Annotated in this window: 12 protein-coding genes; 4 read left to right on the forward strand and 8 right to left on the reverse strand. The window is 67.5% G+C overall.

Features of this window, described 5'->3' with window-relative positions; translation table 11 throughout:
• The first annotated feature begins 285 nt into the window (after positions 1–285).
• Entirely contained in the window at positions 286–699 is a 414-nt protein-coding gene (locus QF040_RS22440; protein WP_429612879.1) for a nuclear transport factor 2 family protein, read from the forward strand.
• A gap of 10 nt (positions 700–709) precedes the next feature.
• Positions 710–1,636, forward strand: coding sequence for a polysaccharide deacetylase family protein (locus QF040_RS22445; RefSeq protein WP_429612880.1), 927 nt, complete (start codon positions 710–712; stop codon positions 1,634–1,636).
• 25 nt (positions 1,637–1,661) lie between these two features.
• Here QF040_RS22445 and QF040_RS22450 read toward each other — a convergent pair whose 3' ends face one another.
• The 6 genes from QF040_RS22450 to leuS form a co-directional block, all read right to left on the reverse strand.
• Positions 1,662–3,530 carry a potassium transporter Kup gene (locus tag QF040_RS22450; RefSeq protein WP_306881947.1) on the reverse strand — a complete coding sequence of 623 codons (1,869 nt, stop codon included), beginning with the start codon at positions 3,528–3,530 and terminating at the stop codon, positions 1,662–1,664.
• Between the two features lie 182 nt (positions 3,531–3,712).
• A complete protein-coding gene (gene gshA, locus QF040_RS22455; RefSeq protein WP_429612881.1) occupies positions 3,713–5,029 on the reverse strand; it encodes a glutamate--cysteine ligase in 1,317 nt (438 codons plus the stop codon).
• A gap of 92 nt (positions 5,030–5,121) precedes the next feature.
• Positions 5,122–6,417 carry a glutamate-5-semialdehyde dehydrogenase gene (locus tag QF040_RS22460; RefSeq protein ID WP_307512193.1) on the reverse strand — a complete coding sequence of 432 codons (1,296 nt, stop codon included), beginning with the start codon at positions 6,415–6,417 and terminating at the stop codon, positions 5,122–5,124.
• 81 nt (positions 6,418–6,498) lie between these two features.
• The gene (gene holA / locus QF040_RS22465; RefSeq protein ID WP_429612882.1) at positions 6,499–7,572 is read right to left on the reverse strand and encodes a DNA polymerase III subunit delta; all 1,074 of its coding nucleotides are present in this window, start codon (positions 7,570–7,572) and stop codon (positions 6,499–6,501) included.
• Between the two features lie 23 nt (positions 7,573–7,595).
• Entirely contained in the window at positions 7,596–8,117 is a 522-nt protein-coding gene (gene lptE, locus QF040_RS22470) for an LPS assembly lipoprotein LptE (protein ID WP_013538915.1), read from the reverse strand.
• An 11-nt stretch (positions 8,118–8,128) separates the two neighbouring features.
• A complete protein-coding gene (gene leuS / locus QF040_RS22475; RefSeq protein ID WP_429612883.1) occupies positions 8,129–10,759 on the reverse strand; it encodes a leucine--tRNA ligase in 2,631 nt (876 codons plus the stop codon).
• Positions 10,760–10,907: 148 nt separating this feature from the next.
• On the opposite strand from leuS, the gene QF040_RS22480 reads away from it, so the two are divergent.
• Both QF040_RS22480 and QF040_RS22485 read left to right on the forward strand, forming a co-directional pair.
• The gene (locus QF040_RS22480) at positions 10,908–11,879 is read left to right on the forward strand and encodes a Bug family tripartite tricarboxylate transporter substrate binding protein (RefSeq protein WP_429612884.1); all 972 of its coding nucleotides are present in this window, start codon (positions 10,908–10,910) and stop codon (positions 11,877–11,879) included.
• Positions 11,872–12,951, forward strand: coding sequence for an NAD/NADP octopine/nopaline dehydrogenase family protein (locus QF040_RS22485; protein ID WP_429612885.1), 1,080 nt, complete (start codon positions 11,872–11,874; stop codon positions 12,949–12,951). The genes QF040_RS22480 and QF040_RS22485 overlap by 8 nt, the downstream gene beginning before the upstream one ends.
• Here the strand turns inward: QF040_RS22485 and QF040_RS22490 are convergent.
• The gene (locus tag QF040_RS22490) at positions 12,946–13,539 is read right to left on the reverse strand and encodes a peroxidase-related enzyme (protein ID WP_429612886.1); all 594 of its coding nucleotides are present in this window, start codon (positions 13,537–13,539) and stop codon (positions 12,946–12,948) included. The genes QF040_RS22485 and QF040_RS22490 overlap by 6 nt on opposite strands.
• Positions 13,536–14,063 (reverse strand): CMD domain-containing protein, encoded by a 528-nt coding sequence (locus tag QF040_RS22495; protein WP_429612887.1) that lies wholly within the window; start codon positions 14,061–14,063, stop codon positions 13,536–13,538. The genes QF040_RS22490 and QF040_RS22495 overlap by 4 nt, the downstream gene beginning before the upstream one ends.
• Positions 14,064–14,080: the final 17 nt, after the last annotated feature.

Raw genomic sequence — 14,080 nt, forward strand, 5'->3', positions numbered from 1 at the left:
TTTCCGGCGCCGGATGCGGCGGCCGCGTTGGTTTGTGGCGCGATGTTGCCGGAGGCTGCCATGCCCTTGCCGGCGGAGGCCTTTGCGAAGCGGCGGCGCCCGCTCTGTCGGGCCGCGGGCACCCGAAGGCGCAGGTCTCTGGAAAACGACATCGCGCGATTGTGCCGGGAGCGGAAGAGTCGCCGCCCGACGCCCGATCGGCACAGGACTTGCGGGCTTTCCGGACTCATTTCTTTCACCATGCGATGCCATGCACCGGCGTGGCCCGCTCGACGGAGACTCCTCATGAACACGCCCGCCCCAATCGACCCCGCCGCGATCGTCGACGAATTCCTCCGGCTCGTGATGATCCCCGACCCGCAGTCGGCCTCGCGCTTCACCGCACCCGACATCCGCATCCGCTTCACCGGCAACCGCGAGATGCATGCGCCCGGCGACACTTCGGCCTTCAACGCCAAGCGCTACGCCTGGGTCAAGAAGAAGATCGAGCGCACCGAAACGGTGGCCGGCGGCACGCCCGAAGCCACCGTGGTCTACAGCCTGGGCACGCTGTACGGCGCCTGGCCCGACGGCACGGCCTTCGAAGGCAACCGGTATGTCGACCGCTACGTGGTGAGCCACGGGCTCATCGTGCAGATGGACGTGTGGAACGACAGCGCCGAGTGGCTGCTGGTGCGCGCCGGCCTCGCGGTGCTGTGAGGCACAGCGCATGACGACACGCTGGCCCGACCTCCTGCCCTCGCACGATCGCTTCGGCTACCGACCGATCACGCAGCGCCCCGACTACGTTTGGCCGAACGGCGCGCGGCTGGCCGTGTACCTCGGCTTCAACATCGAGCACTTTGCCTTCGGCGATGGCCTGGGCGCCTGCATCGGCCCGGCCTCGCCGCAGCCCGATGTGCTGAACCACGGCTGGCGCGAATACGGCAACCGCGTGGGCGCGTGGCGCTGCCTCGAACTCTTCGACACGCTCGCGCTGCCGACCGGCGCGCTCATCAACACCGCGCTCTACGACCACTGCCCGGAACTGGTTGCGGCCTGCGTGGCGCGCGGCGACGAACTCATCGGCCACGGCCACAGCAACGCGGAGCGCCAGGGCGCGCTCGACGAAGAACACGAACGTGCTCTGCTGCTGCGCTGCCGCGAACGCATGCTGCGCGAAAGCGGCCAGGCGCCCGCGGGCTGGCTGTCGCCGTGGATTTCGGAAAGCGCCGTCACGCCCGACCTGCTGCGCGAAACCGGCTACGGCTACACGCTCAACTGGTGCCACGACGACCAGCCGGTGCGCATGCGCACGCGCGGCGGCGGCTCGATCTGGTCGGTGCCTTATCCGCAGGAGCTCAACGACATCCCGATGATCGTGGGACGCCTGATGGATGCGAAGGATTTCAGCGCGATGGTGGTCGACAACTTCGACGAGATGCTGGAGCAGTCGCGCGCGCAGCCGCTGGTGATGGGGCTCGCGCTGCATCCGTACATCGTCGGCCAGCCATACCGGCTGCGCCACCTGCGCACGGCCCTCTCGCATCTGGCGCGTGCGCGGGATCGTGGGGAGATCTGGTTCACGACGCCGGGGGCGATCGCGGGGCACATGACGCAGCTTGCGGCGGAGCGGCCCGAAGACGACTTCGGCTGAAGAGGCCGCGGCCTCTTCATCGGCCTCAGATCTCGATCTTCGACCCCAGCTCCACCACCGCGTTGTTCGGCAGCCCGAGGAACGCCGCCGCCCCGCTCGCGTTGTGGTGCATCTGCGCGAACAGCTTCTCGCGCCACGGCGCCATGCCGCTGCCCAGCGTCGGGATCACGACGTCGCGCGAGAGGAAGTAGCTCGTGGCCATCGGCTCCAGCTGGCAGCCGCGCAGGCGCGCATGCTCGAGCGCGCGCGGCAGGTCGATGTCGTTCTTGAAGCCGTAGTGCACGATGACTTGCCAGCAATGGTGGCCGAGCGCCTCGATCTCGATGCGCTTGTCCATCGGAATCCAGGGCACCTCGTGGTTGCGCACGGTGACGAACATGTTCTGCTCGTGCAGCACCTTGTTGTGCTTCAGGTTGTGCAAGAGCGCGTTGGGCACGACGCCCGGCTCCGCGGTGAGGAACACGGCCGTGCCGTCCACGCGCGCCGGCGGGCTCACGAACACGGAGTCGAGGAACGACTTCAAGTCGATCGCGTCGGCGTGCTGCGCCTCGCCCATGAGGCGCCGGCCTTCCTTCCAGGTGATCATCAGCGTGAACACGAAGCCGCCGATCAACAGCGGGAACCAGCCGCCCTCGAACAGCTTGAGCAGGTTCGAGGCGAAGAACAGGAAGTCGACCACGAAGAAGACCGCGGTCGATGCGATGCACAGCGCCAGCGGCAGCTTCCACGCGTAGCGGATCACGAAGAAGGTCAGGATCGTGGTGATCAGCATGTCGGTTGTCACCGCGATGCCATAGGCCGCGGCCAGGCTGCTCGAGGTGCGGAACATCACCACCGCCAGCACGATGGCCACGAACAGGCCCCAGTTGACCAGCGGAATGTAGATCTGCCCGGCCGTGCGCACGCTGGTGTGCTCGATGTTCAGGCGCGGCAGGTAGCCCAGCTGAATCACCTGGCGCGTCACGCTGAACGCGCCGGTGATGAGCGCCTGCGAGGCGATCACCGTCGACAACGTGGCCAGCAGCACCAGCGGAATCAGCGCCCACTCGGGCGCCATCATGAAGAAGGGGTTCTTCACCGCCTCGGGGTTCTCCAGCAGCAGCGCGCCCTGGCCGAGGTAGTTGAGCGTGAGCGCCGGCATGACGACCGAGAACCACGCGATGCGGATCGGCTTCTTGCCGAAATGCCCCAGGTCGGCGTACAGCGCCTCGGCGCCGGTCACGCACAGCACCATCGCGCCCAGCAGGATGAAGCTGGTGCCCGGGTTGTCCCAGATAAACTTCAGCGCATACCAGGGGTTGAGCGCCTTGACGATTTCGGGGTGATGCAGGATCTGCCACACGCCCAGCACCGCGATGGCCGCGAACCACGCCAGCGTGACCGGGCCGAAGAACTTGCCGATGCCCGCGGTGCCGCGCTTCTGCACGGCGAAGAGGCAGAACAGCACGACCAAAGTGATCGGGATCACGTAGTGCTTGAAGTGCGGCGACACCACCTCCAGGCCCTCGACCGCCGACAGCACCGAGATGGCCGGCGTGATGACGCCGTCGCCGTAGAAGAGCGAGGTGCCGAAGATACCGATCACCAGCAGCACATGGCGAAGGCGCGGCTTGTCCGCGACGGCCCGGGACGCCAGCGCGAGCATGGCGACGAGGCCACCCTCGCCTTCGTTGTCGGCGCGCAGCACCAGCACCACGTACTTGATCGAGACGATGACGGTGAGCGTCCAGAAGAACATCGACAGGATGCCGTAGACGTTCTGGACAGTGAACGGCACGTGGCCGTGGCCGAACACTTCCTTGACCGCATACAGCACGCTGGTGCCGATGTCGCCGTAGACGACGCCGATGGCGCCGACGATCAGGCCGGCAGAGATTGTTTTGGGGGCTGACACGAAGTCGATGGGAAAAAGGGCTGGCCGTTGTGGATCGACGCGTCAGACACGCGGAGGTGCCATGACGGCGGAACATTCATTCGTTGTTCCACCACGCGTCACCCCTCCCGCCCTTTTGTTTCCGTTGCTGTGGGGCCGCTATTTTGCCGTTGCCCGGTGACGCCGCAACCCGGCGGCGGAAATCATTCGTAGATTTCGGCGTCCGGGTCGGTCGCTTCCATCTCGTAGCTGGCTGCCACCATGGCCAGGCGGCCGACCACGCCATACATATAGAAACGGTTCGGCGCGCTCGCGCCGGGCTTGGCACCAGGCTGGGGCATGTGCGTGCTTTCCGAGAAAGCCAGCGGCACGTAGCTCGCGCCCGGCAGCTTGAGGTTCTCGTCGGCGGCCTGCTCGGCGTGCACCCGGTAGAAGCCACCGACCACGTAGCGGTCCATCATGTAGACGACCGGCTCGGCCACGCCGTTGTGCACGCGCTCGTTGGTCAGCACGCCTTCCTGGACGATCAGCTCGGTGGGTTCGCGCAGGTCGCGGCCGGCGGAGGTCTTTGCCGCAGAGGACGTGCTGGTGCGCGACTTGCCGATCAGCGCCTCGACTTCCTTGGCATCTCGCACTGTCACCACGCCCGGGCTGCCGCTGCCGCTGTGGCCGCCCTTGACGACCACGAACGGCTTTTCGTTGATGCCGTATTCCTTGTACTTGCGGCGCACCTTGGTGAGCACCGCATCGACATGGCTGGTCAGCACGTCGATCCCGCGCCCCTCGGCAATGTCGACGCCTTCGGCGCGTGCGTAGATCGGGTTGATGAGCCAGGGGTCGATGCCCAAGAGCTTGCCCAGGCGCTTGGACAGCTCTTCATAGCTGTGCAGGTGGTTGCTCTTGCGGCGCACAGACCAGCCCGCGTGCAGCGGCGGCAACAGGTACTGTTCGTGAAGATCCTCGAGGATGCCCGGCGTTCCTGCAGAAAGCTCGTTGTTGAGCAGAATTGTGCAGGGATCGAAGTTCTTCAGCCCCAGCCGACGCTTGCCGCGCACCACCGGCTCGAGGGTCACGGTCTCGCCGTTGGGCAATTCGATCTTCTTGGACGACTTGATGGCCGGATCGACGGAGCCGATCCGCACGTTGAGTCCCGCCATGTGGAAGATGCGCACAAGTTGCGCGATGTTGGCGAGATAAAAGGTGTTCTTGGAGTGATTTTCCGGAATGACGAGCAGATTGCGCGCCTCCGGACAGATCTTCTCGATGGCCGCCTGGGCCGCCTGCACCGCCAGCGGCAGCATCTCTTTGGTGAGGTTGTTCCAGCCGCCCGGGAAAAGGTTGGTATCGACCGGCGCAAGCTTGAAGCCGGCATTGCGGATGTCGACCGAGCTGTAGAACGGCGGCGTGTGCTCCATCCATTCGAGGCGGAACCAGCGCTCGATGGCGGGCATCGAGTCGAGCACCCGCTGTTCCAGTTCGTTGATCGGGCCGGTCAGGGCGGTGACGAGATGCGGAACCATGCGGCGGCCTTCTTCGATTTCTTAGAGGTGGAGCGGAATTGTAGGAATTGGGGGTACATGCCCCGATGACAAGACCGCGGGAGCAGCACGCATCACGTCCGCACTTCGCCTTGGCCGAGCACCACGTACTTGAGCGAGGTCAGTCCTTCGATGCCGACTGGCCCGCGGGCGTGGAACTTGTCGGTGCTGATGCCGATTTCAGCGCCAAGGCCGAACTCGAAACCGTCCGCGAAGCGGGTGCTCGCATTGACCATGACGCTGGCCGAATCGACCTCGCGCAAAAAGCGCTGAGCATGCACGTGGTCGCGCGTGACGATGGCGTCGGTGTGGTGGCTCGAATAGCGGTTGATGTGCGCAATGGCCTCATCGACGCCGGCCACGACCTTGATGCTGATCACGGCGGCGAGGTATTCCTCGGACCAGTCGGTCTCGACCGCATCGATGACCTTGGCAGCCGGGTCGAGCGCCGCCTCGTCCGAACGCAGGATGCGGGCGGCGGCCGGGTCGCAGCGCATTTCCACGCCCTTGGCGGCAAAGATCGCGGCGATCTGGGGCAAAAAGTCTTCCGCCACCACCTCCGAGACCAGCAGGCCTTCGGCGGCATTGCAGGGGCTGTACTTCTGGGTCTTGGCGTTGTCCACGATGCGCAGCGCCATGCCGAATTCGGCCGTGTCGTCTACATAAACGTGGCAGTTGCCGTCCAGATGCTTGATGACCGGCACCTTGGCGTCGCGGCTGATGCGCTCGATGAGCCCCTTGCCGCCGCGCGGAATGATCACGTCCACGAATTCGGGCATGGCGATGAGCTGGCCCACGGCCTCGCGGTCGGTGGTCTGCACCAGCTGCACCGCCTCGACCGGGAGGCCGGCTTCGGCCAGCGCCTCGGACACCAGCAGCGCCAGCGCCTTGTTCGATTCGATGGCTTCCGAGCCGCCGCGCAGGATGGCGGCGTTGCCCGACTTGATCGCGAGGCTCGCGGCCTCGATGGTCACGTTGGGGCGGCTCTCGTAGATCATGCCGAACACGCCGATCGGCACCCGCATCTGGCCCACGCGGATGCCGCTGGGCTGCTGCTTCATGCCGATGATTTCGCCGATCACGTCGGCCATGCCGGCGAGCTGCTCGCAACCGAGGGCCACGGTCTCGATGACCTTCGGCGTGAGCTTGAGGCGATCGACCATCGGGGCCGAGAGGCCGGCGGCGGTGGCGCGTTCCAGGTCTTTCTGATTGGCGACCGCCAGCACCGGGCCGGCTTCGCGCAGGCGCCGGGCGAGCGCCTTCAATGCTATGTTTTTGGTAGCTGCATCCGCACGGGCCATGAGGAAAGCAGCGGTCTTTGCCTGCAGGCCGAGGGCCTGCATGTGCTCGCTGACGTTGAACGCATTCATGCGAACATTTTCCCACGCCGACCTGTGGCCCGGCTTACACAGGCCTTTTGGTGCCTGGAGCCGCCAAAGAAAGAAAAGAGATCAGGCGCGGCGCGCTGCCGCCGGCGCGCTGCTGCACGCACGGCACAGCATCAGCGCCAGCCGCTGCAGCGCCTGCCAGCCGCTGGCGGGCCAGTCGGGCTGCTTCAGGCCCTTGCAGATGCCGTCCACCAGGTGGGCCGCGCGCAGCAGGCGCGCCAGCATGCGGTCGTCCAGCCGGGGCAGCACGCGCTCGAAGGCACGCTCGCGCGGGCCCCAGATGCGGTTCTCGCGCAGCGCCATCGGCAGCGGCCGACCGGCAGCCATGGCGTCCTTCACGCGCTTCAAGGCGCGGATGTCCTCGGCGATCGTGTAGTGCACCAGCACCTCGGCCTCGCCTTCGGCCTGCAGGCCATCGAGCATGCGCGCCACGCGCTGCGGGTTGCCGGCCAGCACCGCTTCGGAAAGCTTGAACACGTCGTAGCGCGCCACGTTGTTGACCGCGCCTTCGACCTGTTCCCAGCTCAGTTCGCCGGCCGGGTGCAGCAGCGCGAGCTTCTGGATTTCCTGGTGCGCCGCGAGCAGGTTGCCTTCGACGCGGTCGGCAAAGAACTGCAGCGTGCGCTGGCCTTCGTCGCCCGGCATCACGCGCTGGCCCTGTTGCCCGAGGCGCTGCGCGATCCATTGCGGCAACACATTGCGCTCGACCGGATCGACCTGGATGCTCACGCCGTTGTTCTCCAGCGCCGAGAACCAGGCGCCGGTGCGCGTGGCCTTGTCCAGGCGCGGCAGCATCACCAGCGTGAGCGTACTGTCGTTGCCGGGCGCGGCTTCGGCCAGTTGCTGCAACGCCGTGCTGCCGTCCTTGCCGGGCTTGCCCGAAGGGATGCGGATCTCCACGATCTGCTTGTCGGCGAAGAGCGAGAGCGAGCCTCCCGCCGCCAGCACCGCGCTCCAGTCGAAATGCGCGCCGGCCACGGTGTACGAACTGCGCTCGGTGTAGCCCTGCGCGCGCGCGGCGGCTCGGATGGCGTCGGCCGCCTCCTGCGCGAGCAGCGGCTCGTCGCCGTGGATCGTGTAGAGCGGCTTGAGCCCCTTCTGCAGGTGGCCCCCGAGTTGGGCGCTGGCAAGTTGCATGGAATCGCTGCGGCGCGGAGCGCCTAGAGTTCCTTGACGGCCGCGAGGCGCCGCATCAACTGCTGCGCAATGTCGCTCTGCATGTCGCGGAACAGCAGTTCGGCCTCGCCTTCCTTGGCGAGCGCGTTGGTTTCGTTGAAGCTCAGGTCGCGCGTCTGCGACACCTCGGAGGCCGCGAGCAGTTCCTTGCCGCCCGGCGTCTTCAGGCTGAAGCGCACGCGCAGGCGCAGCTGCAGTTCGCGCAGCGCGCCGGCCGAATTGGTCGAGATCACGAAGCGGTCGCGGTCTTCGCCCAGCACCACCAGCACCGCGTCGGCGGTCTTGGCGTCTTCCTTGGGCACCAGCGTCACCGTGCCGGCCGCGCGCAGGTCGCGCCGGATCTGGTTGATCAGCGCGGAATTGCCCTCGACCGACAACGTCTTGAACGCGAAGACCGGCGCCTTGCGCAGCTCGAAGCCGCAGCCGGCCAGGCCCACGCTGGCGCCCACGGCCGTCAAACCGAGGAGAAAGCCGCGGCGCGGCAACGAGGCATTGCGTTTGTTCATGCTTCTATCGTTCAGAGGACCACGTTGACCAGACGGCCGGGAACCACGATCACGCGCTTGGGCGGCGCGCCCTCGGCGAAGGCGACGAAGTCGTCGCAGGCGAGCGCGAGCTTCTCGATCTCATCCTTGGAAGCGCCGGCCGGCACCAGCAGCTTGCCGCGCAGCTTGCCGTTGACCTGCAGCATGAGTTCGATCTCGTCCTGCACCAGCGCTTCGACATCGACCGTCGGCCAGGCCGCGTCGAGCAGGCCGCCGAGGTCCTTGTCGTAGCCGAGCTCCGTCCACAGTTGCTGGGCGATGTGCGGGGTGGCGGGGTACAGGCAGCGCAGCAGGATGCCGAAGCCCTCGCGCACCGCGGCCGCGTCACCCGCGCTGCCGTCGGGCTTGAAGCCTTCGAGCGCGTTCAGGAGCTTCATCGCGCCCGACACCACCGTGTTGTATTGCATGCGCTGATAGTCGTAGTCGACCTGGCGCAGCACCGTGTGCACCTCGCGGCGCAGCGCCTGGGCGGCCTTGCCGAACGTCTGCGTGCCGGCCTTGGCCGGCGCCACGTCCGCCTGCGTCACGCCGAAATTCCACACCCGGCGCAAAAACCGGTAGCTGCCTTCGACGGCCGCGTCGTTCCACTCGAGCGTGGCTTCGGGCGGCGCGGTGAACATGGTGTACAGGCGCGCGGTGTCGGCGCCGTACTTCTCGATGAGGTCCTGCGGATCGACACCGTTGCGCTCGCTCTTGCCCATCTTGCCGACGCCGCCGTACTCGACCTTCGTGCCGTCGGCCGTGGTGCCGCCGGTGATGCGGCCCTGCGCATCGAGCACGGGCGTCACTTCCAAAGGCGGGAAGTAGTCCTTGCCGCCCTTCTCGTTGCGCTTGTAGAAGATGTGGTTGAGCACCATCCCCTGCGTCAGCAGCTTGGCGAAGGGCTCGTCGGCCTTCACAAGGCCCAGGTCGCGCATCACCTTGGTCCAGAAGCGCGCGTAGAGCAAGTGAAGAATCGCGTGCTCGATGCCGCCGATGTACTGGTCCATCGGCATCCAGTAGTCGGCGCCCTCGGCGACCATGGCCTGGTCGTTCTTCGGGTCGCAGTAGCGCATGAAGTACCACGACGAATCCACGAAGGTGTCCATGGTGTCGGTCTCGCGCCGCGCGGCCTTGCCGCACACCGGGCACACCACGCCGGCGTGGAAGCCTTCGTGCTTGTTCAGCGGGTTGCCCGAGCCGTCCGGCACGCAGTCGGTCGGCAGCACCACGGGCAGGTCCTTCTCGGGGACCGGCACCGCGCCGTGTTCTTCGCAATGAATGATCGGGATCGGCGTGCCCCAGTAGCGCTGGCGGCTCACGCCCCAGTCGCGCAGGCGCCAGGTGGTCTGCAACTCGCCCAGGCCCTTCTGGCCGAGCGCATGCGCCACGGCGGCCACGGCCTCCTTGTACGACATGCCGCTGAAGTTGTCGGAGTTGATGGTCACGCCGCGCTGCTTGTCGCCGTACCAGTCCTGCCACTTGTGATAGTCGAAGTGCGGCTCGTCATCGACCAGCACGACCTGGATGATCTCGATGCCGTACTTGTTGGCAAAGGCGAAGTCGCGCTCGTCGTGCGCAGGCACGCCCATCACGGCACCGTCGCCGTAGCCGATGATCACGTAGTTGCCGACCCACACCGGCACCTGCTCCTCGGTGATGGGGTGCTTGACGGTCAGGCCCGTGGGCACGCCCTTCTTCTCCTGGGTGGCGAGCTCGGCCTCGGTGGTGCCGCCGTTCTTGCATTCCTCGATGAAGGCCGCGACCTTCGGATCGAGCGTGGCGGCGTGCGCAGCCAGCGGATGCTCGGGCGCCACGGCGCAGAAGGTCACGCCCATGATCGTGTCGGCGCGCGTGGTGAACACGTACATGCGGCCGTCCTGGATGAGCTGGCCGCTCGCGTCCTGGATGTCGTGCGTGAAGGCGAAGCGCACGCCCTCGCTCTTGCCGATCCAGTTCTCCTGCATCAGCTTCACGCGCTCAGGCCAGCCCGGCAGCTTGTGCTGGGTGTGCTCGAGCAGTTCCTCGGCGTAGTCGCTGATCTTCAGGTAGTAGCCAGGGATCTCGCGGCGCTCGACCGTGGCGCCGGTGCGCCAGCCCTTGCCGTCGATCACCTGCTCATTGGCCAGCACGGTCTGGTCGACCGGGTCCCAGTTCACGACCTGGGTCTTGCGGTAGGCGATGCCCTTCTCCAGCATCTTCAGGAACAGCCACTGGTTCCACTTGTAGTAGCTCGGATCGCAGGTGGCGATCTCGCGGCTCCAGTCGATCGCCAGGCCCATGGCCTGGAGCTGGCCGCGCATGTAGTCGATGTTCTCGTAGGTCCACTTGGCCGGCGGAACGCCGTTTTTCAGCGCCGCGTTCTCGGCCGGCAGGCCGAAGGCGTCCCAGCCCATGGGCATCAGCACGTTGTAGCCGCTCATGCGCAGATACCGCGTGAGCATGTCGTTGATCGTGTAGTTGCGCACGTGGCCCATGTGCAGCTTGCCGCTGGGGTACGGCAGCATCGAGCAGGCGTAGTACTTCTTGCGGCTCGCGTCTTCGGTGACGCGGTAGGCATCGGCGGCGCTCCATTGCGCCTGGGCAGCGGACTCGACGTCGCTGGGTTTGTAGCTGGGGTTCATGGCGGTTCGGCAAGAGCCCGGCGCGGGCTGGCCGGGGAAGGCGGATTATCGCGCCCGGGCGATGCCCTCCGCGCGGCAGACCCTAGACTTGGGGCACGCAACCTGCATGTTGCCTGGGTAACGTCTGCTTTCGTACTGCCTGAACGCCATGAAACTGCTCTGGAAACCCCTGGCCCTGGGCCTTGCCGCCTGCCTCGCCACCCTGCCTTCGTGGGCGCAGCCGGCCCACGACAAGCCCTTGCGCATCGTCGTCCCCTTCGCCCCTGGCGGCGCGCAGGACGTCATCGCCCGCTACCTGGGCGCCAAGCTCACCGACAGGCTCGGCACGCCGGTGATCATCGACAACAAGGCCGGCGCCGGCGGCATCGTCGCCGCCGATGCGGTGGCCAAGGCGACCGACGGAGCCACCGTGCTGCTGGCCACCGGCGGCGCAGTCACCATCGCGCCCCACCTGCAATCCAAGCTGCCCTATGACCCGGTGCACGAACTGGTGCCCGTGGCGCTGGTCGCCGACACGCCGATGACGCTGTCCGTGCGCGCCGAGAGCCCCTACAAGACCATCGCCGACGTGCTGCGCGACGCCAAGACGCGGCCGGGCCAGGTCACCTACGCCTCGACCGGCAACGGCACCGTGTCGCACCTCACCGGCGCGCTGCTGGCGCAGGCGGGCGGCGTGAACCTGCTGCACGTGCCTTATCGCGGCGCGGCGCCGGCATTGACCGACCTCCTGGGCGGGCAGGTCGCGACGATCGTCACCAGCGTCGCCTCGATCGAGCCCATGGTCGCGACCGGCAAGGCGCGCGTGCTCGGCACCTTCTCGCGTGCGGCGCTGCCCAGCATGGGCACGGCGCCGACCGTGGGCGAGGCCACGGGCCTCGCGGGCATGGAAGTGCCGGTCTGGGTCGGCGTGATGGCGCCCGCGCGCATGCCGGCCGCGGCCCTCGACAAGCTCTCCGCCGCGCTGGTCGAGGTGTGCAACCTGCCCGAGACGAAGCAGCGCTTTGCCCAACTGGGCGCGGTCAACACCTGCGGCAATGCGGCGGCGCTCGGCAAGGTTGTGACGGAAGACAGCCAGCGCTGGGCCAAGGTGATCAAGCAGGGCGGGATCAAGGTTGACTGAGGTTTCCGCAGGAAAGTACCGCGTCGGCATCGCAGGCACCGGCGCCATCGCGCTGGCCAGCGCCGCATGGCTGCGCCAGGCGGGCCACGGCGTCACGCTCTGGTCGCCGGGCGGCCGGGGCGCCGAGACGCTGCGCACCCAGCCGCTGGAAGCCGGCGGCGTGCAGCCCTGCACCGTGACGGTCGAAGTCGCCGACGATGCGGCCCAGCTCTGCCACGCCTCCGATGTGCTGCTGCTCGCCCTGCCGGTCAACGGACACAAGCAGGTGATGGACGCGCTCCTGCCCTCCCTGCGCGATGGCCAGACCGTGATCGTCAGCTCGATGGCCTCGCTCTCGTCTCTTTATCTTCACGAAGCCGCGCGGCGCGCCGGCAAGCAGGTGACGGTCGCGAGCTTCGGCACGACCGTGCTGACCGCGCGCCGCGAATCGGGCACGCAGGTCAGGGTGATGACGCGGCGCAAGGCCGTCGGCGTGTCGGCGCTTCCGGGCGCGAACGTCGCCGAGGCCGTCGCCCTCTGCACCGCGCTGTTCGGCGACGGCTTCTTCCCGCAGGACAGCGTGCTCGCGAGCGCGCTCGCCAACGTCAACCCGCAGTCCCACGGCCCGCTCGCGATCTTCAACTGGACCCGCATCGAGCGCGCCGAGAACTGGCCGCAGTACCACTGCATGACACCCGGCGTGTCGCGCGCCATCGAGGCGCTCGATCTGGAGCGCCGCGCCGTGGCGCAGGCCTTCGGCATCGCGCTCGGCCCCATCGAGGAGCACTTCGCGCGCTCCTTCGGCACCGCGTCGGCGCGGCTCGAGGACATCGCGGCCGAGCTGCACGCCAAGCGCGGCGGCCCGCCCGGGCCGGTGCGCACCGACACCCGCTACGTGACCGAGGACATGCCCTACGGGCTGGCCTTCGTGGAGGCGCTGGGGCGGATCGCCGGGGTGCCAACCCCCGCGACGCGCACCATCGTGGATGCCGCCTCGCTGGTCAACGGCATCGACTTCCGCGCGCAGAACGACCTGCTGGGGCCGCTCGGCCTGGAGCGCGAAACCGTCGCCGGCCTGCTCGCGCGCCTATGACCCGTCCGCGGGAAAGACCGGCTCGCCCAGGTTAAGCATCAGCCGGTTGGCCCAGGCGAACAGGGCCACCGAATGGACCAAGTCGAGGATTTCCAGTTCCTCCAGCCCGACCTCCTTCAGCGCCCGGATGTCCTCGGCCGAGACCTTGTCCGGCTCGGCGCCCAGCTTGATCGAGAACGCGACGATGGCCTTCTCGCGCGGCGTGGTTCCCGCCGACGCCGGCTCCTCGAACACCTGCGCGATCACGTCGCTGCGCTTGGCCAGTTGCTCGAAGCGCTGCGCATGCACCGACGCGCAGTACACGCAGCCGTTGACGCGCGACTCCACCGTGGCGCCCAGCTCGCGCTCGGCACGCGGCATGCCGCCGGGCGCAAACATGATCGCGTTGAAGGCGATGGAGCGCTGCAGCAAGATCTCGGGCTGATGCGCGAGCACCAGGAAATACGGCGAGCTGCGCGCCTGCGGGCTCATCTCGTCCAGCGCGGCCAGTTGGGCCGGCGCGGCGGTGTCGACGTTCACCATGTCGAGCCACGGCTTCCACTTGAGCACCTCGTTGGTGAAGCCCTTGATGCGGATCGGGAGCGTCATGCCGAAGCCTCCGCGGCGGCCAGCGCCTTGAGGCCGGCGACGAGGCGGACCTGGTAGGAAAGAAAGGCAATCAGCTGGCTCAATGCCACGAGCGCGGGCGTCGACAGCCCGTGGGCCGCCAGCGCCTCGATGGCCGCGCGGTCGCCTTCGATCGGGCGCGCGATGAGCTTGCCCGCGAAGTCCAGCATTGCGCGGAGGCGCGCATCGGCAAGCGAGGCAATGTCGCCGCGCTCCACCGCATCGGCCACCGCGGCATCGGCTTTCTCGGCCGCCAGTTCCTCGCGGTAGCGCGCGGCGAGGTTCGGCGCGTGCGAGACGCGGCAGGCATGCAGCGCCACCAGCAAACGCTCGGTGCGGGTCAGGCCCTCGACCGCGTGCGAGAACATCGCGTCGTAGCTGCTCTGGGTGGCCGCCACGACCTTGTCGCGCCGCCGCCGCAGCGCCCAGATCGACTGGTTCGGGGCGAGGGGCACGGCGTCATCGACCACGTCGATGGCCGGCAGCGCCACGGAAAGATTCGTCATGCAGGGAGTCCTTGAAA

Source organism: Variovorax sp. W2I14, from assembly GCF_050435205.1.
GTDB lineage: Bacteria > Pseudomonadota > Gammaproteobacteria > Burkholderiales > Burkholderiaceae_C > Variovorax > Variovorax paradoxus_C.